The following is a 17,838-nucleotide window of genomic DNA, read 5'->3' as shown; positions in this document are numbered from 1 at the left end:
TTATCATCATTGGTGTGTCCAGAATGAACAAAAAATTTTAGCGGTCCAGTAAATTGATCACTTTTTAGAAACGAACAGATGATCGCGCAGATAGAAACGCAGAGGCCATTTTGCCGCTTCACCGGCATAATCAACACCCACACGCGCCGTGGGGATGATTTGTTTTTTGGAAACTTTGAAGTCCTCGTCCGTCACATACAGATCAGAACTTTTCTTCCACAGCTTCAGACCGTCATGCTTTCGGGTGATGCCGTAGTACTTGCAAAGCTTGCCCGGACCGTTGGTTTTTAAATCTTTCTTGCGCAGATTTTCCTGTGCTGGCAAAGGTTCCACCGCACGGATCAAAACCGCTTCCGGGTGTTGATGGGTGCGGGTCACAAAATTCAGGCAAAAATACATTCCATAAATCATATACACATAAGAATGCCCGCCATCCAGATACATGGATTTGGTGCGTTCGGTGCGACGGTCTTCAAATGTATGACAGGCGGGGTCTTCAATGCCTAGATAGGCTTCGGTTTCGATGATGCGGGCTTTTTGGATTCCACTGTCAGTGCGGATATTCAGAACTTTTCCCAGAAGAGACTGAGCCACCAGGGTCGTGTCTTCAAAGTAAAATTCTTGTGGCAGTATCATGAGGTTCGGCAGATGAAACTGATCTGGCGCCCGGACTTTTCTTTGTCCCGGCGGTAAGAATGAAATTCATTGTTGGTGACCGTATCAATATGCAGGTCAAACAAGCGCTCTAGGACGATCCCCTCTTGTTCAAGCTGGGTGCGCACGACAAGATTCAAATCCATCAAAGACTTTCCGTCTTCCAGATTCTGGAAGTACTGAGCGCGTTCCGCCGGGCTTAAAGGTCCCAGGCTGGAAAGAATCTGATCGCGCACGTCGTTTCCGACTTCGAAACTGTTTTTCTGGATGTGTGGGCCGATGATCACGTCCAGCTCTGAAGCCACAGCGCCTTCAGAAATAAGTTTCTGTACGGTCTTGGGGATAATTCTGTTGGCAACTCCGCGCCAGCCGGCGTGAACACCGGAAACTAAGCCAGTGCCATGATGATAGAAAAGCACCGGCACACAGTCAGCGGTGATCACACACAGGGCCAGATTTTTGGTGCGGGAAAAATGCGCGTCCCCTAGCACCTGATAGTCCAAAGAACTGTCCTTGCTTTCAATGACGGCATCGCTGTGAATTTGTTTTAGACGGACAAAATCAAACTGAGGATACGCGGATTTTAAGTCCGCCAGCGGAGCCGCAGCCCCACCGAAGAAAGCCGTGATATGCGGGGTTTTGAGTTCATATCCAAGCGGGGTTTTTTCCAGGTTCACAGTAAACCCCATTTTTTAATCAGCACCAGAACATCTTCAGGCCAGTCCTTTGTGAAGAACATGCGCTCTTTGGTGCGGGGATGGGTGAAACCCAGTTCTGCTGCGTGCAGCAGGAATCTTGGTAAAGTGCGAAGGTCTTCCTGGGTCGCGCGGGCTTCGATGGATTTGATCTTGCGATCGGCTCCATACAAAGTGTCACCGGCAATCGGCAGGCCGCTTTCAGACATGTGCACACGAATTTGGTGTGTCCGTCCGGTTTCAAGTTTTAGTTTCAGATAGCTCATGCCGCTTTTTCTTTGCAGCACTTCAAAGTGAGTCACAGCCCATTTGCCCAGACCCGGATCGTCGTTCGGATCAGTCAGGGGCTTGCGGTCATCCCCCAGTACAGAAGCATAACGTTTGCGATCCACCGGGTGGCGGGCCAGGAAACTGCGAACACTGCCGGACAGAGTGCGGGCGGTGCCCAGGCACACAGCATAGTAAATTCTATGCGTGCTGCGCTCTTTGAACTGTGAAGTCAGAGATTCATGGGCTTTGTCGTTTTTGGCAATGACGATGATGCCGCTGGTTTCTTTATCCAGGCGGTGCACGATGCCGGGACGTTCTTCGCCAAATTTCATGGAAAGATCATCCGTATGATGGATCAATGCATTCACCAAAGTGTCATGCGCATGTCCCGCCGCCGGGTGAACAACAAGGCCGGCGGGTTTGTTGATGACGATCAGATCTTCATCTTCAAACAGCACATCCAGCTTCAGATCAAAGGGCTGAAGTTCGGTCGGTTCAGGTTCTGGCAGTTGAATTTCAATCAGGTCGTTTTCTTTGATGGCGACAGAGGCTTTGGCGGGCTTCCCGTTTAGCAGAACCGAGTTGCTTTCAAGCAGGTGGCTTGCGCGAGAACGGGTGCCGATTTCAGGAATAAGCGCCATCGCTTTATCAAGGCGAAGTCCACTCATCTCTGCTGTGGCAGTGACCGAAATAGTCGTGTTGTTCTTATTTTCCAAGTTTGTTTTTAAAGTGTGTCATGTAAGAGTCGGCGACCTTTTTTTCGTCCAGACCCAAAGCTTTGGCAATTTGCACCACATAACCACGAACGAAAACCACAACCGGCAGATTGCCCGGATCCATGTTTTCAATGGCTGTGACATAGTAGGAATTGATTTTGGTGATCTCACTCATGCGTTGAGTGGTGATCTTTTTGTACTCACGAACCTTTTTAAGGAAAGCGCCATCCCAGTCAGTGCGGGCGGCGATTTCTTTTTCAAAGGATTCATCCTTCTGATAAGCCGCTGCTGGTTTTTCAACTTTGGTTTCAGGGAAAACCTGCTTGCTGGCTTCCAGGATGGACTCATATGTCAGATCGTTCAAAGAAGAACGGCCGGACAAAAGTCTTTGATCATAGATATTGCGAAGGATTTTGTTACCAAGAACCTGATAGGCCTCTTCGATCACAACCAGAAGCTCACGGGCTTCCTGTTCAGAGAAAATAGTGTAGATCGCCGGATTGTCCCCGGAATAAGTCGAGCGAGCGCGCTCATAGGCCGTCGTCACCTCATGTTGAGGGGCGTTGGCTGTGAGTTCCAGGACTTCGTAATAGTTGTATCTAGACGTCGCTTGCATCGTAGCTATTATACTACGGCGCGAAGCTCCTCTGGAGCAATAAGTTGTTTGCAGGTTGCCAAAAATTGTCCTGCAAGGGGAGTGAAGGGTTGTGCGACAAGGACGTGTTCTCTCACACGCACGGACTGCCACACCGCATTGTCATAATCAATCGCACCGATATAATCAATACCAAGGTCGTAGTACTTGTTACAGACACTTTTCATCGAGTGACCCAAGTCATCGTTGGCCTGATTGCGGGACGTATTCACCAACAAACGAACTGGTGTTGAGGAAAGAGCTTCAAAGAAGTCATAGTGAATGCCGGTTTCTTCTTTCAGATAAGAGCGGAAAGAAAACGGTTTGCTCAAAGTTCTTTGGCGGTGATTTCGCAAAGTGGAAATCATGTTGCCGTAAGCATCCGGCGTGGAATTTTCACGCAGGGAATAGCACATGAAGGATTCAATAAAACGATAAGTCTTTTCGATGCTGGTTGGTTCCGGAGTCGTGATCAGGAACTTTTCATCAGCGACTTTGAACAGCTCCAGGTGAGCTTCCAAAGCCCCAGCCCCCAGGTCCACGATCACATAATCAGCACGCAGATTTTTCAGCTGCGGGATCAGGCTTTGAATCTGGTTGTGGGAAAAATCAGTCGGTGTCCAGGAATCCCAGAAGCCCTGAACGTAAGAAAGATGCGGATACGGAGTCGGGATCACCAGCTCTTGCAGGGTTTTAGCACCTTCAAAGTAGTGACGGATATTCATGTGGGAAGGATTCAAACCCAGAACAGTGTGGATGTTGGAACCGGAAAGATCCAGATCCACGATCACGACGGAGTGGCCCAATTTGGAAAGAGTCATGCCCAGGGAAGAGGATACAAACGTTTTACCCACACCACCTTTACCGGAAGCGACAACCCATAGTTTGGTGTCATGGTCTTTATTTGCGTGGGTCGGTTTGAATTCCAATACAGCCTTATCCATGGTTGCATCCTCTTGCTATTTCAATGGTGAGATAAGAATCCCTTTTTTTGTCTCTTCGGCTTCAGAGGCGCGAATATAAAGAGGAACAAACGATTTCCAGTCCAAAGTTTGACCTTTTTTTGCACGGGCTTCCGCCATCAGACCCAAAGTGGTCGCCAGCGGATAGTCCGGCAGGGTGGAATCGCGATGCATTTTCTTGGAAAGTTCTTCGGGGAAGTACTCATGATAAGCCTCCCACCCGTCACCAACGACCAGGACGTCCTGACTGATGTGCTGGGAAAGTTCCCGAACGGGAATGGCCGCCGGGCCTTTCAGATACTTCGGTTCCTCACCGGACATATCAAAAAGACCGGTGTACACCATGTTTTTATAGGCATTGATGATGGCCAGAACCGGTTTGTCAGATCCGCGCGCGCGTTCAGCCAACAGAACCAAAGAATCAATTGTGACTAGAGGTTTGTTGAAGCTGTAGGAAAAAGTCTTTCCCGCATTGGCGGCCACACGGATGCCGGTGAAACTGCCCGGGCCCTGGCCCACGGCAAAGACGTCGATGTCTTCAAGTTTTAATCCGGCTTTTTGCAGGCAGTGTTCAGTGAAAGGAGAGATGATTTCGCTATGGGTTTTTTGTCGCAAAGTGGTTTCCTCGGCGACAATTTTCCCATCCACGATGATGGCAACACCGCCGACGGCGGTGCTGGTTTCCATAGCTAGTATTTTCATAGACCAAACAAGCGGGTGAAGTCATTAAACAGGGCAAAGATCATAAGACTCATCAAAATCGCCAGACCCACTTGCTGGGCGATTTCCATTTTCTTCATGCTCAGTGGAGCACCTTTGACCAGCTCAATCACATAGAACACCAGGTGACCACCGTCAAGGACCGGCACCGGCAGCAAATTCAGGATGAACAGATTCACAGAGATAATAGCCATCATCTGCAGGAACTGAGTGATACCGATCTTGAATGTTTCGCTGGCCGCCTGACCGATAGAGATCACACCACCGATGTTTTTCGGAGAGATCTTGGCCTGGAACAAACGAACAAAGCTCATGACTGTCATGACCGAGACTTCCCACGTTTTTTCTGTGCCGCGGATCAAAGCATCCACCGGGTTGGAAGAACGAAGGGTCATCAGTTCCGGCATAGCGATGTTCGGAATTGGCGAAATACCGATGGTATAACGTTTTTCCTCGGCACCGGAAGCGGTCATCTGTGTGGTCATCTTCGGAGTGATTTCAAGTTCGATCGTTTTGCCTTCACGCAGAACCGACAACGCCACCGGATTTTTGCCATCGAAGGACTTGATGTTGTTCAGGACATCTTCCCACTTGGACAAAGTGATCTTGTTGATAGTCACCAGACGGTCCCCGGCACGAAGACCTGCGGCCTGAGCCGGGGAGCCTTCAATCACGCGGGACAGATACAATTCGGAACTTTCAAGACCCAAAGAAGCCAGTGAAAACGCCTTGATGGATTCAATCGGCGCCATAGTCACGGTGATGGTTTTGTCGGCCTTGTCGCCTTCGCGCATGCCCATCACTTCCAACGTCAAAGGCTCTTTGGCGCTGAATTTTGCCAAAGTGTCTTCCAAGGATCTCCAGTAAGAAACCTTTACGCCATTGATACTGGTGATGGTGTCACCGGTGCGCAGACCCAAAGCATGCAGCGGAGATTTTTCCAAAACCCCGATCGTTGTGCCCGCAGAATAAGGAGAGATCCCTTCCACATTGGCCATGTATTCATAGCTGGAAAGAACATTTGGATTTGGTTCCGGCTTGGCGGTGGTGGAAACCGTCAGGGATTCACCCGTGCCTTCACGTTTCACATCGACATCGATGTGCAGGTCATGACTTTCTTTTAAGGAAAGGGTGCGCTGGACATCTTCCCAGGTGGTGATCGGCTTTTGGTTGATGGAAACAATCTGATCCCCCGAGCGGAAGCCCGCCGTGTAAGCCGGGGAGTCTTTCGCCACATCACCCAGAACCGGGATCTTGGCATCTTCACCAATCAGGGCCACGGTGAAGAACACCAGGATCGCAAAGAAGAAGTTCATCAACGGACCGGCCAGAACGATGGCGATACGCTGCCATACGTTTTTATGGGTGAAAGAGACTTTCTTGTCCTCTTCCGAAATGCCTTCGCCGTTTTGTTCGCCGAACATTTTCACGTATCCACCCAGCGGGATCAATGAAAGCGCATAAGTGGTGTCACCTTTTTTATAGGTCAGCAGCTTTTTTCCAAAGCCCAGACTGAAGACTTCAACACGCACTCCGCACCAGCGGGCGACAAGGAAGTGTCCCAGCTCATGAACGAAGATCAGGATCCCCAGCAGGATGACAAATGGAACAATTGCAGACAAACCAGATTGTAAGAATGAGAAAATATCCATTGGTCCATTCTAGAGTGAGCCAAGGATTAAGGGGTAGAAAATTAAGGGATTTTTCCTGGGGGGCTCGACGTTTCTCTTAGGACAAAAGATGAGATAGAATCAAAACTCCGCCCAAAACAACAGGACTTGCGAATAGGACCCCATCGACTCGATCCAAGACACCACCATGACCTGGCATGATTTTGCCCGAATCCTTCACATCCGCCACACGTTTTAGCAAAGATTCGAAGAAGTCTCCGAACTGGCCCACAAACCCAGAGATGCCACCCAGAAGCAGGAAGACACCCACGCTGTTTTCCGGAAACAGGAACAACCAGCAGATCAGACCTGCCGCCACAGAGCCGATGATGCCCCCGATAGAACCCTGCCAGGATTTTTTAGGGGATACAGAAGGCATGACTTTGTTTTTGCCAAACAAGACGCCAAAAACATACGCCAGAGTGTCGCCAGCAAATACTACCGCCAGCAGGAAGATGAACCAGTAAAGTCCATACGCCTGATCCAATAAACGGAAAGCAAAGGAAGGCAAAAGACCCATATAGAACAGACCCAGCGCAGATTTTGCCTGAGCTGAGGCCATGTATTCCAGATTGCCTTCTTTGTGAGAAGACAAAAGAACTGTGATGATCATCACGATGGTCGCCAAAGCATAGATGATGGAACCCATGCTCAAAGAAGTGATCGACGCTGCGAACACGGCATAGGTCATCAGTCGGAAAAGAGTTTTTATGACTTTGGATTTTTCATTGTGGAACAAAATGCCGATCAGTTCCCAGTTGCCGATGACAACAATCAGACCCACGGCGATTTTCAGTCCCAGAACCCCCAACGAGACATAAAGTCCGATGATGATCGCAAGGGCAATAAGGGCCGAAACCGCTCTAGTTAGGAAGCTTTTCATGGTTGTTGTCATTGGATGAGACCTTGCCATAACGGCGTTGTCTCATCGCAAAAGCCTGAAGGGCTTCGTCGAGGTGAGACTCGGTGAAGTTGGGCCACAGTACTTCTGTAAAATAGAATTCAGAGTACGCAGCCTGCCACAGAAGGAAGTTCGAAAGTCGCTGCTCGCCGCTGGTGCGGATGATCAGATCCGGATCCGGCGTCGGGAAAGTGCTCAGGGCGGAGTTGATCACGGATTCGTCGATTTCCGCAGGGGAGATTTCCCCGGCGGCGACTTTTTCCGCGATATCACGCACGGCCTGGGTGATTTCCTGGCGAGAACCATAGCTCAAGGCAAAGACCAGATTCAGGCCTGTGCATTGAGATGTGGCTTCGATGGATTTTTCGATGGCATTGGCAACATCTAGAGGAAGGCGGGACAGATCGCCGATCACCGAGAAGCGGATGTTTTCTTTGACCAGATTTTCGGTTTCGCGTTTCAGGTAACGGCTCAGGATCAGCATCAAAAGGCTTACTTCCTCTTGAGGGCGGAACCAGTTTTCCGTGCTGAAAGCGTACAGGGTCAGGTTTTTGATCCCACGGCGTGAACACGCCGTGATGATCTTTTTTGCGACACGGGTGCCTTTGATATGCCCGAACGTGCGAGGACGGCGTTTGAGCTGAGCCCAACGACCGTTCCCGTCCATAATGATGGCAATATGTTTTGGCATTCCCATGATCTTTTGAAAGTCCCTGATTAGATGGTCAGGATCGCTTTTTCTTTTTCTTCAGCAACCTGATCAACTTTCTTGATGAAATCGTCAGTTACTTTCTGGATGTCCGCTTCGGCTTTTTTGCCTTCGTCTTCGCTGACAGCTTTGTCTTTTTGAAGTTTTTTGACTTCATCGTTGGCATCACGACGAGCCATACGAACAGCTACGCGTGCTTCTTCAGCGATTTTCTTAACTTGTTTCGCCAGGTCTTTACGGCGCTCTTCAGTCAGGTCAGGAACTTTCAAGCGGATCACTTTACCGTCATTCATTGGGGCCATGCCCAGTTCAGACTTGATGATGGCTTGTTCGATGTCTTTAAGGATAGCGACTTCCCAAGGTGCAATCAGGAAGGATTTTGCATCCGGAGTGGAGATAGAAGCCACCTGGGATAGCGGGGATGGAGTTCCGTAGTAGTTCACACGGATACCGTCCAGCATGGAAACCTGAGCACGGCCTGTACGAACTTTTTTAAGTTCTTCAGACAAAGAGTTCAGAGTCTTTTCCATTTTTGCTTGTGCATTCTTTTTAACGTCTGCGATAGCCATAGCTGTCTCCTTATTAATGTACCAGCGTTCCGATGGTCTCACCCTGAACGGCTTTCAGGATGTTGCCCGGTACAGTGAGGTCAAAGGTGATAATAGGAAGTTTATTGTCCATGCACATGCTGATCGCCGTGGAATCCATCACCTGAAGTCCGCGGTTGAGCACGTCGATGTAGCTGATCTTGTCGAATTTCTTCGCGTCAGCGTGTTTAGCAGGGTCTTTGTCGTAGATACCGTCCACTTTGGTTGCCTTCATGATCACCTGGGCGTTGATCTCCATGGCACGAAGGGAAGCAGCAGTGTCTGTAGTGAAGAAAGGATTTCCGGTGCCAGCACCGAAAATCACCAGACGATTCTTTTCAAGGTGACGAATCGCTCTGCGACGGATGTACGGTTCAGCAATTTCAGCCATTTCGATGGCGGTCTGAACACGGGTAGGAACGCCTTGTTTTTCCAAAGCGTCCTGAAGAGCCAGGGCATTGATACAGGTCGCAAGCATTCCCATATAGTCAGCACTTGCGCGATCCATGCCCTCAGCAGAGGCGGCAACACCACGATAGATATTGCCACCACCGATTACCAGGCCAATTTGAACGCCCGCCTTGTAAGCCGCTGCCACGTCCTGCGCGATCTGAGTGATCGTTGCAGTGTTGATACCAGTCCCTTGCTTTCCAGCCAGGGCTTCACCACTTAGTTTCAGCAATATACGCTTATAAACAGGCTCTTTCAAACTAGTGTCCTTTCATCTGAGCAGCAACTTCAGCTGCGAAGTCGTTGGTTTTCTTTTCGATACCAGCGCCCAGTTCGAAGCGAACGAAACGTTTAACAGTTACGTCTGCACCGATTTCTTTACCAACAGATTTCGCCAGGTCAGACACTTTCATGTCCGGGTTCTTAACGAATGGTTGATCAAGAAGGCAGTTTTCAGCAAGGAACTTGCGGATTTGACCTTCAACGATTTTTTCGATCATTTCTGGTTTTTTGCCGGACTCAAGATTTTTTGCAGTCAGGATTTCTTTCTCTTTAGAAACAACATCCGCAGGGATCTGTTCAGAAGAGATCGCCATTGGGTTCATCGCAGCGATGTGCAATGCAACGTCTTGAGCGAAAGTTTTCAATGCAGGGTTGGAAACAGCTTCTGGCTTGGAAGCGCCAACTTCGATCATAACACCGATTTTGCCTTCACCGTGCAGGTAAGTGTGCACAAGGGAAGTTGCAGTTGCAGTGTATTTTTCCTGGCGACGAAGAACGATTTTTTCACCGATAGTAGCAGTTGCTTCAGTGAACAAATCACCCAGTTTTTTGGAAGAATCAGCAGCGTATGCCTGAGCCAATACATCACCTTCAAGGTTTGTTTTAGCCAAGTGGGAAACCACGTTTGCAGCCAAAGCTTTGAAACCATCGTTACGAGCAACGAAGTCAGTCTCAGAGTTGATTTCAATAACAACGCCAGTGTTGCCGTGAAGTTCTGCGAAGACAGCGCCTTCAGCAGCAATACGGTCAGCTTTCTTAGCGGCAGCGCCAAGACCTTTTACGCGCAACCATTCAACAGCAGCATTGAAATCGCCAGAAGTCGCCTCAAGCGCCTTTTTGCAATCCATCATACCTGCGTTAGTTTTTTCTCTTAGCTCTTTAACAAGAGTAGCGGAAATAGACATTAGGAAGACTCCTTAGTTTTTTGCATCGCGGGCGGGCCGCCGATGACAATATAAATTAAGTTTTTAGATTCAGGACAAAGAAAAGGGTGGCTAGGCCACCCTTTTTTGAACGACCTGCAGATTACTCTGCGGATTCGTCAGTAGACTGACCTTGTTCAAGCTCAGCTTGGATCTCAACTTCTTCTGCTGTACCAGCAGCAACAAGTTTGCGAGATTTAGTGGCTTTAACAACTGCAGGACCAGCGGATTTCTTAGGAGCTTCTTTAGCTCCAGCTTTCGCGCCAGCACCACGTCTTTTAGGAGCTTCTTCCTTGCCATCTGCTTTTGCTTCTTTAGCAACGTCAGATTGCTTGTCAGTCATAGTGCGAAGTTTGCCTTCCCACTCTTTAGCGCCTTCAAGGTAAGCATCAGCTACCAAGTTGGAGAACAACTTGATGGAGCGGATAGCATCGTCATTGCCTGGGATCGCGAAATCAACAGACTCTGGGTCAGAGTTTGTATCAGCGATAGCTACAACCGGGATGCCCAAGCGTTTTGCTTCAGCAACTGCGATGTGCTCTTTTGGCAAATCAACTACGAACATTGCGGAAGGCATTTCCTTCATGTCGCGGATACCAGCAAGGAAATCAGTCAGGCGAAGGTATTCTTTTTCAAGCTTCGCGCGCTCTTTCTTAGTCAGGTAGTTGAATTCACCTTTTTCTTTCATGGTGTCGATTTTGCGAAGACGATCGATAGAAGATTTGATCGTTTCGAAGTTCGTCATCATGCCACCCAACCAACGCTTAGTAACATAGTACTGACCGCATTTTGCTGCAGCTTCTTGGATTGGTTCGATCGCTTGTTTTTTAGTACCAACGAAGATCAAACGACCACCGTTAGCAGCGATTTCTTTTACGAACTCAGCAGCTTTGTTTGCGCGTACAACAGTCTTTTGCAGGTCGATAATGTGAATACCGCCGCGAGCTGTGTATACATAAGGTTTCATCTTTGGGTTCCAACGCTGTGTTTGATGTCCGAAGTGGACTCCAGCGTCTAGCATTTCTTTCATGGTCACTTGTGCCATGGTAGTACTTCCTTTCTGGTTAATCGTCCTCGCAGGTAGAGCCAGCTTTTTTTGTTTCGCCGGAAGACCCCCTTTTTCAGTACTTGGGGGACCAGTTGATGCCTGTGAGTGCTTATTGTTGGACTCTCGGGATATCACAGGGCGCCATTGACCGCAAGCAGTCTTTGGAGCTCTTTTCTGAGACGCTTTCGTTACAAAACGCCGAGTTTATTAAAAGTTGTTTAGACGCCCCGGGTAAATTGCGATAATGAAGGGGTAGTCTCCCAATAAATCTAGAACGTAAGCGGTGGGAAATGAACCAATCAAGGGGCGGTCGGAACGATCCGGAAGCACAACGACAGGTGCAGCGAATATTCCTGGAGCAATCCAGGGACATCCACATTCGCGTGGATCGCGGTTTCTCAATACTTCTTTTAATTCAATGGGTTGCGGCTATCGTCATGGGCATTTTGCTGACCCCCACGACGTGGCTGGGAAGCTTTTCCGGGGCGGTGGAAAACGCCTTTGTGGGGCTGATTTTCGGGGGGCTTTTCAGTCTGCCTGCGGTCTATTGTGTCTATGTTTTTCCAGGCGAAAAGTGGACCCGCTATGTGGTGGCCGTCTCGCAGATGTGTTTCTCGATCCTGTTCATCCATTTGTCGGGGGGACGGATCGAAACGCACTTCCATGTCTTTGTTTCACTGGCGGCCCTGGCTTTCTATAAGGATGTCGGGCTTTTGGGGGTGGCGTCCTTTATCGTGATCACAGATCACATTCTGCGGGGGTGTCTGCTGCCGATCTCGCTTTATGGGGTGGCCGAAAGCAACCAGTGGCGGTGGCTGGAGCACGCAGCCTGGATCTTAATTGAAGACATCATCCTTATCATTGGTATTGAGCGCATTCGCGGGGAACTGCATGAAATGGCCTACTCCAAATATCAACTGGTGCAGGCCCGCGAAGAGGCTTTGCAGTTATCCTCAATCAAATCCACATTCCTGAGCAACATGAGCCATGAAATCCGCACTCCCTTAAACAGCATCATCGGCTTTTCCGATATTCTTCGCGACACCAGGCTGGATAAGGACCAGACGGACTATGTCCAGACGATTCAGCGCTGCTCGGATTCGCTTTTGCATATCATCAATGATGTTCTGGATATTTCAAAAATAGAAAACGGCCTTTTGCAGATTGATCGCCACAAGTTTGATGTCAAAGAGCTGCACACGGACATCTTTAAGATCTTCGAGGCCAAGTGCCAGGAAAAGAATCTGCAGCTGGAGGTTGACATCGATGAATCCATTCCCGCGTTTGCGCTGGGGGATTCTCACCGCCTGCGCCAGATTCTGATGAACCTTGTTGGCAATGCGGTAAAGTTCACGGACAAGGGCCGCGTCTGTATTAGTCTGCAAAGACAACCTGGTTCGGGCCACTATGTGTGGAAAGTGTCAGACACCGGCAGGGGCATTCGTCTGGAAAATATGTCTAAACTATTCCGCAGCTTCTCACAAGAGGACGTCTCGATTTCCCGCACATATGGCGGCTCTGGTTTGGGTCTGATGATTTGTAAAAACCTGGTCGAGATGATGGGCGGGGATATCAAGGTGGAAAGCAAGCTGGGTGAGGGAACCACGTTCCACTTCACCCTGCCGTTGGAAGAGGCTTAAAGAGCAGCCTCTGTCATGGATTCAGATTCATCGGAAACAGCAGACGTCTCGGCCGCTTCAACTTTGAAGCCCAAAGAAGCCACAACCATTTCAGCCTGCAAAAGTGCGCCGACCAGATTCTTCTGCTCGTGCACTGTTGCGGAAGCAATCCACAGATTTTCAAGTTCCGGCATGGTCAGATTGGCGCTCAGTTTGATGTCGCCATTGCCCGCGATGATCGGAGTCACGAAGATTCTTTCCAGCTTCACGTTGTCCAAAGCTTCCGGATAAGCGCGTTTGATCTGGCGTTTGATTTTCTTCAAAGCCGTACCCACAACTTCGCTGTCTTCGGTCACTTCCTGCTCGATGAAAGTCATCCACTGGGATGCCTGCAATGGGACCCCTTCGACTTCAACCGGTGCGTGGAACTTGCCCACGCATGGACCGATTTCATCCTGAGTGGTGCCGTTCAAAACGTGCATCGCCGTAGAGTCCGTCACCGGTTTGGCGTGGCAGATATCCAGACACAAAGAAGTCCAGTAAGTGTTTTTAGCAAGCTTCGTGCGGGCGCGAACGGAAATCGCGTCTTCCGGAAGAAGCAAAGCCAGATCTTTCACAGAGCCGGCAAAGATGAAGTTCTGAGCGTGCACAGTTTTGGAGCCGTTCACTGTGACGTGAGTCACGCGCTCGCCTTCCTGGTGGAACTTGGTCACATAAGAACGCGGCATGAAAGTGCCGGTGAATTTTTCAAACAGCATCTGGGTCCACTGATAAGGCTCTACCGCCAGATCCAGGCGTTTACTGGAAGTGAAGTAGCTGAACTCTTCATAGAACGCCGGCGGGTTTTCACCAAAACCCAGGAAGGTCTTGAAGTTTCCGCTTTCGTAGGTCACGGGAGCTTCTTCCGAAGCTTCCGGCGCCACATTCACGCCAATCAGGCTTCCCAAAAAGCGCAGGGCTTTTTCAGAAAGCACAGAGTCCGGAACAAAGCGCAGACCGTTGTTCATCGGGCCGGTCGGGAAGTTGACCTTTTTGTTGGAACCAAAAGGAAGATCCGCCGCTTCGATCAGGGCGATGTTTTTTGTTTCGCGGCTAAGTGCCGCTGCGATGCTAAGTCCGGTAAGTCCGCTGCCAATAATTGCGTAATCGTAGATATGAGCCATGCAAATACCTTCCCTCATAAGGAAGCCGCTTTGCAAGCCTCAAACGGACGAATTATCTGCTAACGCATTTAATCAAAACGCGGAGAGCGGCTCTGACTGAGGGTTTCAGCCAGGAGTGCTTATCGAGTAAGCATGCAATGTGAGGGGAGTACCTGTAGTAAACAGCGATAAACTTTCTGCCCCAGATGTGTGTTCGCAGTTGAGTGTCGCGGAAGGCGCGAAGCTGCATCACCTCAAAGGCGGCCGGGTTTTCAAAGGCCGAAGTTGCGATAAAGCAGCGAGGGCGTTCTTTGTCGGACATCTTCAGGAACTGTTTTACGATTTGCGGGTTCTTCGCGGTTTTCTGGAAGGATTCAGCCTTGCGGATGATGTCCGGATAAATCGGTGTGAACTGAATGAACATGGAAAGCTGTTTGGCAGCATTCATCATGCGATCCTGATACTTTTCATGGGTGTCGTAGATGCGCAGCAGATCCCAGTACACCGAAGCCACGACGGTCAGCTCGGTGGTGCGTGCACTTTCTTTGAAAGCTTCGGGTTTCAGCTTTTCACCTTTTTTGATGTCAAAGACGATGTCCAGAATCTTCAGATATTTTTCGTAGGAAATGGCGGCTTCAGAATAAAGCTTCTGACTCATGCACATGCGCGCTTTTTTGATCAGCATCACGCGGCTTTTCCAAAGTTGCAGACGGTGCTGCTCGCGCGCGCGTTCTTGTTGCATCAACACGCCACCACTGCTGGTGGCGACCGTGCGCTTCAGATCCGAAATGCATCCTGCACAAACCTGTGGAGGCAAATTGCCTTCACCAGCGGCCTGAAGCTTACTGATAAGCTCCGGATCCACCGGGTGCAATTCGGTCACTTGTATTCCACATCGCGGGCATTGAATCATTTCATTGGTCCTTAACCTTTTATTTTAGGTAAGGCCTGCGACTAAAGCAAACTCATTGGATCAATATCGATTAATATTTTAACCCCTGAAGGAACCCAATCCTGGTCGCCCAAGAGCTGTCTTGAAAAGGGATTGGCAGCTGCAGGCTGCGTAGTTTTAATTAGAAGATGATATCGGAATTGGCCTCGCAGTTTCGACAGCGGAGCCTCGGCCGGGCCCAAGACTTCAATCGAGCCATATTGCGGGAATTGAGTTTTCAACGCCTGCGCTCTTCTGGCCAATAGTCTCGCGGTTTCCTCAACCTGTCCCAGTTTAGTTCCTTGAATGCGGAAGCTGACCAGACGGCCCATGGGTGGGTAATTCAGTGCGGAGCGGATTTCCAGTTCATGCGTGGCAAAGCCTTCAAAGTCATGGTTCTTTGCAAACGTGATGCTGTCATGTTCCGTGTTGAAGGTTTGAATGATCACAAGCCCCGGGCTTTCGCCGTCTTTGACGTGCCGGCCGCTGCGGCCGCTCATCTGTGTGATCAGTTGGAAACTTCTTTCGGTGGCGCGGAAATCAGGCAGATTGAAGCCCACATCCGCCAGCACCAATCCCACCAGTTTCAGCTTCGGGAAATCCAAACCTTTGGCGATCATCTGGGTGCCGACCAGAATGTCGATATCCCCGGATTCCATATTGGCGATCAGGTCTTCCAGATCGGCCCGGCTCTGAATTTCATCGCGGTCTGCGCGGGCGATCTTTTTGCCCGGGAACAGGCGGGTCAAATCCGTTTCCAAAAGTTCGGTGCCAAGACCGATGGCTTCCAGTTGTCCCTCTTTGCAGTCCGGACATTTGGTTTTGAAATTTTCGTGATAGTCGCAGTAATGACAAATCAGATGCGAGTGCGCATGCAGGGTCAGTGAAATATCACAGTTCGGACATTCACGGGTGTGACCACAGGCGGGACACACCACCATCTGGGCGATCCCACGACGATTCAGGAATAGTGCCGCCTGATCCCCACGGTCCAACACCTGATGCATGCGTTCGTACAGGTCAGGGCTTAGCCAAAAAGGCAAATGTGAGTACTTGGTGATGGCCTTTTGTTTTTCCTCGTCATCGGATTTCAATTTTCTTAAATCAATGACTTCAATATCCGGCAAAGCACGATTGGCCACGCGGCGGGTTAGGCGGTGCAGGTGATACTTTCCTTCGACCGCATTTTTCCAGGTTTCAAGGCTTGGTGTTGCGGATCCCAGCACCACTGGGCAGTTCATCTGTTTACCCAGCATGACGGCGGCATCGCGGCCGTTGTATTTTAATTTTTCATCCTGCTTGAAGCTGGGCTCGTGCTCTTCGTCGACGATGATCAGACCCAGATTGTCGATCGGACAGAACAAGGCGGAACGAGCGCCAATCAGAATGGATTTTCGTCCCTCGACAATGTCCCACCATTGGTTGGTGCGTTCGCGATCTGTCAGTTGCGAATGCAAAGCCGCGATCTTGTCGCCGAATCGACGCGCAAAACGCTGAATCAACTGGGGTGTCAGGGAAATTTCGGGCACCAGCACGATGCCGCGTTTGCCTTCGGAAAGAACCTTGTCCAAAAGACGCAGGTACACTTCAGTTTTACCAGAGCCCGTCACGCCAAACAGCAAGTGGGTCGAAAAGCTGGAAAACTTCGCAATGCTTTCAAAGCACGTTTGCTGTTCGTCTGTTAGGTTTAGAGCCGAGTCTGCTTCCAGTTGTGGAATGACCGGCGGCCTTTTGGAAGCGCGCTGCTTTTCTGTTTTTCGCAGTGGCGGAAAAGCCGATTGCACAACCTGACCCACGGGATGCAGATAATACTGCGCCAGCCATTCCAGCCATTTCACATAGGGCTCTGGCAGGGGGGCGTATTCTTCCACAATGCTATCCACAGCCTTGACTTCAAAGTCGGGAACTTCCTGGGTCGGCCCCAGAATCAGACCATGGACTTTTCGTCCACCGCGGCCCAAGGGCACAGTGACCAGCTGGCCTCTTTGCAGGGGCAGGTCTGAACTGTAAGTTAATGCCTCAGGAAGAGGAGCGTCGGCCGCAACTTTCCAAAGTTGCGTCGAACTCATCTAAACCTCGTGTAGAACTCCGTGATAACGTCTTTCGTTGCCAAAGAGTTGATGCCATCCCATTTCAGGTTCGTATCCAAAGAAGAAGGTTGGAACAGGGCCACGGCTGTTTGTGGGCGAGCTGAAGCGCTGATCAGACGGATGGTCACAGTGTTGTTGCCCCAGCGAATGGTGCGGGAGCGCGGATAAGAAAGGTTTCGGGCGAAGTTGTTATAGTTGTTCGCGCTCATCTCGACCTGACTTGGCAGGCGCAGCTTGCGCACCACGAATTCATCCTGCTGGATCCAGATGCCGGCAGAGCCTGCCTCCTGATCCACCGGAGTTGCCACACCCAAAGCGTAGTTTACGACCCCACCGGTGCGGGAAAATCGCACCCAGCTTTCCGGGTCGTGTTTGATATCAGCGGCGTTTTTTGGAAGTGGTTTTTTATTAAAAGCACCTGCAGGAACAATTTTGAAATGCGCCAGGGTGTTGGCGAAGATCTCTGGATTGCGCATGTTCAGGAATTTTTCCAAAAACTCTTCCGGCAGCTTTTCGCTTTTGCGGTTGCCGCCGGTCATGCTCCATTTTTGTCCGCCGTTATAGACAAACTGCAGACGGAAAGAGCTTTGCAGGTCCTTGCCGCCAGTCACCGTGAGGCGCAGGGTGCGGTCGCTGTCGACCAGCCAGGTTTCTTTTACCAGGGTTGTTTCTTCGCCATTGGAAAACTGCACTTCCTGTTCAATGGCGTAGATGCCAGAGCCAGCGTTCTCGCTGGTTTTCTGCAGGATCGTGCGAGTCGGAAGAATGTACGCCGTCGCCAAAGCGGGCAGCAGCAAAGTGGAAAGGGCGGCGGAGAAAATTATTTTCTTCATCG

At 50.1% G+C, this 17,838-nt stretch carries 18 protein-coding genes; 1 reads left to right on the top strand and 17 read right to left on the bottom strand.

All coding sequences use genetic code 11. The annotated features are described in order from the left end of the window. Positions 1-57: 57 nt before the first annotated feature. The 13 genes from BD_RS17345 to rpsB all read right to left on the bottom strand — a co-directional run bounded on the left by BD_RS17345 (position 58) and on the right by rpsB (position 11,203). A complete protein-coding gene (locus tag BD_RS17345; protein WP_011166096.1) occupies positions 58-636 on the bottom strand; it encodes a DNA-3-methyladenine glycosylase in 579 nt (192 codons plus the stop codon). Continuing rightward, positions 633-1,331 (bottom strand): peptidoglycan editing factor PgeF, encoded by a 699-nt coding sequence (gene pgeF / locus BD_RS17340; RefSeq protein ID WP_011166095.1) that lies wholly within the window; start codon positions 1,329-1,331, stop codon positions 633-635. The genes BD_RS17345 and pgeF overlap by 4 nt, the downstream gene beginning before the upstream one ends. Continuing rightward, on the bottom strand, positions 1,328-2,335 hold the full coding sequence (locus BD_RS17335; protein WP_157865740.1) for an RluA family pseudouridine synthase: 1,008 nt from the start codon (positions 2,333-2,335) through the stop codon (positions 1,328-1,330). The genes pgeF and BD_RS17335 overlap by 4 nt, the downstream gene beginning before the upstream one ends. Continuing rightward, a complete protein-coding gene (locus BD_RS17330; RefSeq protein ID WP_011166093.1) occupies positions 2,325-2,951 on the bottom strand; it encodes a helix-turn-helix domain-containing protein in 627 nt (208 codons plus the stop codon). The genes BD_RS17335 and BD_RS17330 overlap by 11 nt, the downstream gene beginning before the upstream one ends. An 8-nt stretch (positions 2,952-2,959) precedes the next feature. Continuing rightward, positions 2,960-3,913 (bottom strand): P-loop NTPase, encoded by a 954-nt coding sequence (locus BD_RS17325; protein ID WP_011166092.1) that lies wholly within the window; start codon positions 3,911-3,913, stop codon positions 2,960-2,962. A gap of 15 nt (positions 3,914-3,928) precedes the next feature. Next, the gene (gene tsaB, locus BD_RS17320) at positions 3,929-4,618 is read right to left on the bottom strand and encodes a tRNA (adenosine(37)-N6)-threonylcarbamoyltransferase complex dimerization subunit type 1 TsaB (protein ID WP_157866059.1); all 690 of its coding nucleotides are present in this window, start codon (positions 4,616-4,618) and stop codon (positions 3,929-3,931) included. 11 nt (positions 4,619-4,629) lie between these two features. After that, the gene (rseP, locus tag BD_RS17315; protein WP_011166090.1) at positions 4,630-6,303 is read right to left on the bottom strand and encodes an RIP metalloprotease RseP; all 1,674 of its coding nucleotides are present in this window, start codon (positions 6,301-6,303) and stop codon (positions 4,630-4,632) included. Positions 6,304-6,379: 76 nt separating this feature from the next. Further along, positions 6,380-7,204, bottom strand: coding sequence for a phosphatidate cytidylyltransferase (locus BD_RS17310; RefSeq protein ID WP_157865739.1), 825 nt, complete (start codon positions 7,202-7,204; stop codon positions 6,380-6,382). Beyond that, complete coding sequence (locus BD_RS17305; protein WP_011166088.1) at positions 7,185-7,919, bottom strand: isoprenyl transferase; 735 nt, start codon at positions 7,917-7,919, stop codon at positions 7,185-7,187. The genes BD_RS17310 and BD_RS17305 overlap by 20 nt, the downstream gene beginning before the upstream one ends. A gap of 20 nt (positions 7,920-7,939) precedes the next feature. Then, positions 7,940-8,500 (bottom strand): ribosome recycling factor, encoded by a 561-nt coding sequence (frr, locus tag BD_RS17300; RefSeq protein ID WP_011166087.1) that lies wholly within the window; start codon positions 8,498-8,500, stop codon positions 7,940-7,942. A 13-nt stretch (positions 8,501-8,513) separates the two neighbouring features. After that, complete coding sequence (gene pyrH, locus BD_RS17295) at positions 8,514-9,227, bottom strand: UMP kinase (protein WP_011166086.1); 714 nt, start codon at positions 9,225-9,227, stop codon at positions 8,514-8,516. Position 9,228: 1 nt separating this feature from the next. Continuing rightward, the gene (gene tsf, locus BD_RS17290) at positions 9,229-10,155 is read right to left on the bottom strand and encodes a translation elongation factor Ts (protein ID WP_011166085.1); all 927 of its coding nucleotides are present in this window, start codon (positions 10,153-10,155) and stop codon (positions 9,229-9,231) included. 121 nt (positions 10,156-10,276) lie between these two features. After that, positions 10,277-11,203 (bottom strand): 30S ribosomal protein S2, encoded by a 927-nt coding sequence (rpsB, locus tag BD_RS17285; RefSeq protein ID WP_269147472.1) that lies wholly within the window; start codon positions 11,201-11,203, stop codon positions 10,277-10,279. Positions 11,204-11,511: 308 nt separating this feature from the next. Here rpsB and BD_RS17280 point away from each other — a divergent pair, with 308 nt between their 5' ends. After that, positions 11,512-12,861: a sensor histidine kinase gene (locus tag BD_RS17280; protein ID WP_011166083.1), complete on the top strand. Its 1,350-nt coding sequence runs from the start codon at positions 11,512-11,514 to the stop codon at positions 12,859-12,861. Here the strand turns inward: BD_RS17280 and BD_RS17275 are convergent. From BD_RS17275 to BD_RS17260, 4 genes are all read right to left on the bottom strand, one after another. Further along, on the bottom strand, positions 12,858-14,003 hold the full coding sequence (locus BD_RS17275; RefSeq protein WP_011166082.1) for an NAD(P)-binding protein: 1,146 nt from the start codon (positions 14,001-14,003) through the stop codon (positions 12,858-12,860). The two genes, BD_RS17280 and BD_RS17275, sit on opposite strands and share 4 nt — an antisense overlap. Positions 14,004-14,055: 52 nt before the next feature. Continuing rightward, complete coding sequence (locus BD_RS17270; protein ID WP_144313881.1) at positions 14,056-14,865, bottom strand: CFI-box-CTERM domain-containing protein; 810 nt, start codon at positions 14,863-14,865, stop codon at positions 14,056-14,058. A 71-nt stretch (positions 14,866-14,936) separates the two neighbouring features. Beyond that, on the bottom strand, positions 14,937-16,982 hold the full coding sequence (gene priA, locus BD_RS17265) for a replication restart helicase PriA (protein WP_011166080.1): 2,046 nt from the start codon (positions 16,980-16,982) through the stop codon (positions 14,937-14,939). After that, entirely contained in the window at positions 16,979-17,836 is an 858-nt protein-coding gene (locus BD_RS17260) for a hypothetical protein (protein ID WP_011166079.1), read from the bottom strand. The genes priA and BD_RS17260 overlap by 4 nt, the downstream gene beginning before the upstream one ends. Positions 17,837-17,838 lie beyond the last annotated feature (2 nt).

Source organism: Bdellovibrio bacteriovorus HD100 (genome assembly GCF_000196175.1).
GTDB classification, from domain to species: Bacteria; Bdellovibrionota; Bdellovibrionia; order Bdellovibrionales; family Bdellovibrionaceae; genus Bdellovibrio; species Bdellovibrio bacteriovorus.
Note: the sequence above shows the minus strand (reverse complement) of the source record. Positions and strands in the feature narration are given on the sequence as shown.

Bases quoted from the DNA above. Each gene is read 5' to 3' on its own strand.
- frr (WP_011166087.1), bottom strand. From the start codon at position 8,500: ATGGCTATCGCAGACGTTAAAAAGAATGCACAAGCAAAAATGGAAAAG.
- BD_RS17325 (WP_011166092.1), bottom strand. From the start codon at position 3,913: ATGGATAAGGCTGTATTGGAATTCAAACCGACCCACGCAAATAAAGAC.
- BD_RS17260 (WP_011166079.1), bottom strand. From the start codon at position 17,836: ATGAAGAAAATAATTTTCTCCGCCGCCCTTTCCACTTTGCTGCTGCCC.
- BD_RS17275 (WP_011166082.1), bottom strand. From the start codon at position 14,003: ATGGCTCATATCTACGATTACGCAATTATTGGCAGCGGACTTACCGGA.
- rpsB (WP_269147472.1), bottom strand. From the start codon at position 11,203: ATGAAAGAAATGCTAGACGCTGGAGTCCACTTCGGACATCAAACACAG.
- BD_RS17305 (WP_011166088.1), bottom strand. From the start codon at position 7,919: ATGGGAATGCCAAAACATATTGCCATCATTATGGACGGGAACGGTCGT.
- BD_RS17280 (WP_011166083.1), top strand. From the start codon at position 11,512: ATGAACCAATCAAGGGGCGGTCGGAACGATCCGGAAGCACAACGACAG.
- rseP (WP_011166090.1), bottom strand. From the start codon at position 6,303: ATGGATATTTTCTCATTCTTACAATCTGGTTTGTCTGCAATTGTTCCA.
- priA (WP_011166080.1), bottom strand. From the start codon at position 16,982: ATGAGTTCGACGCAACTTTGGAAAGTTGCGGCCGACGCTCCTCTTCCT.
- BD_RS17345 (WP_011166096.1), bottom strand. From the start codon at position 636: ATGATACTGCCACAAGAATTTTACTTTGAAGACACGACCCTGGTGGCT.
- BD_RS17330 (WP_011166093.1), bottom strand. From the start codon at position 2,951: ATGCAAGCGACGTCTAGATACAACTATTACGAAGTCCTGGAACTCACA.
- tsf (WP_011166085.1), bottom strand. From the start codon at position 10,155: ATGTCTATTTCCGCTACTCTTGTTAAAGAGCTAAGAGAAAAAACTAAC.
- BD_RS17310 (WP_157865739.1), bottom strand. From the start codon at position 7,204: ATGAAAAGCTTCCTAACTAGAGCGGTTTCGGCCCTTATTGCCCTTGCG.
- tsaB (WP_157866059.1), bottom strand. From the start codon at position 4,618: ATGGAAACCAGCACCGCCGTCGGCGGTGTTGCCATCATCGTGGATGGG.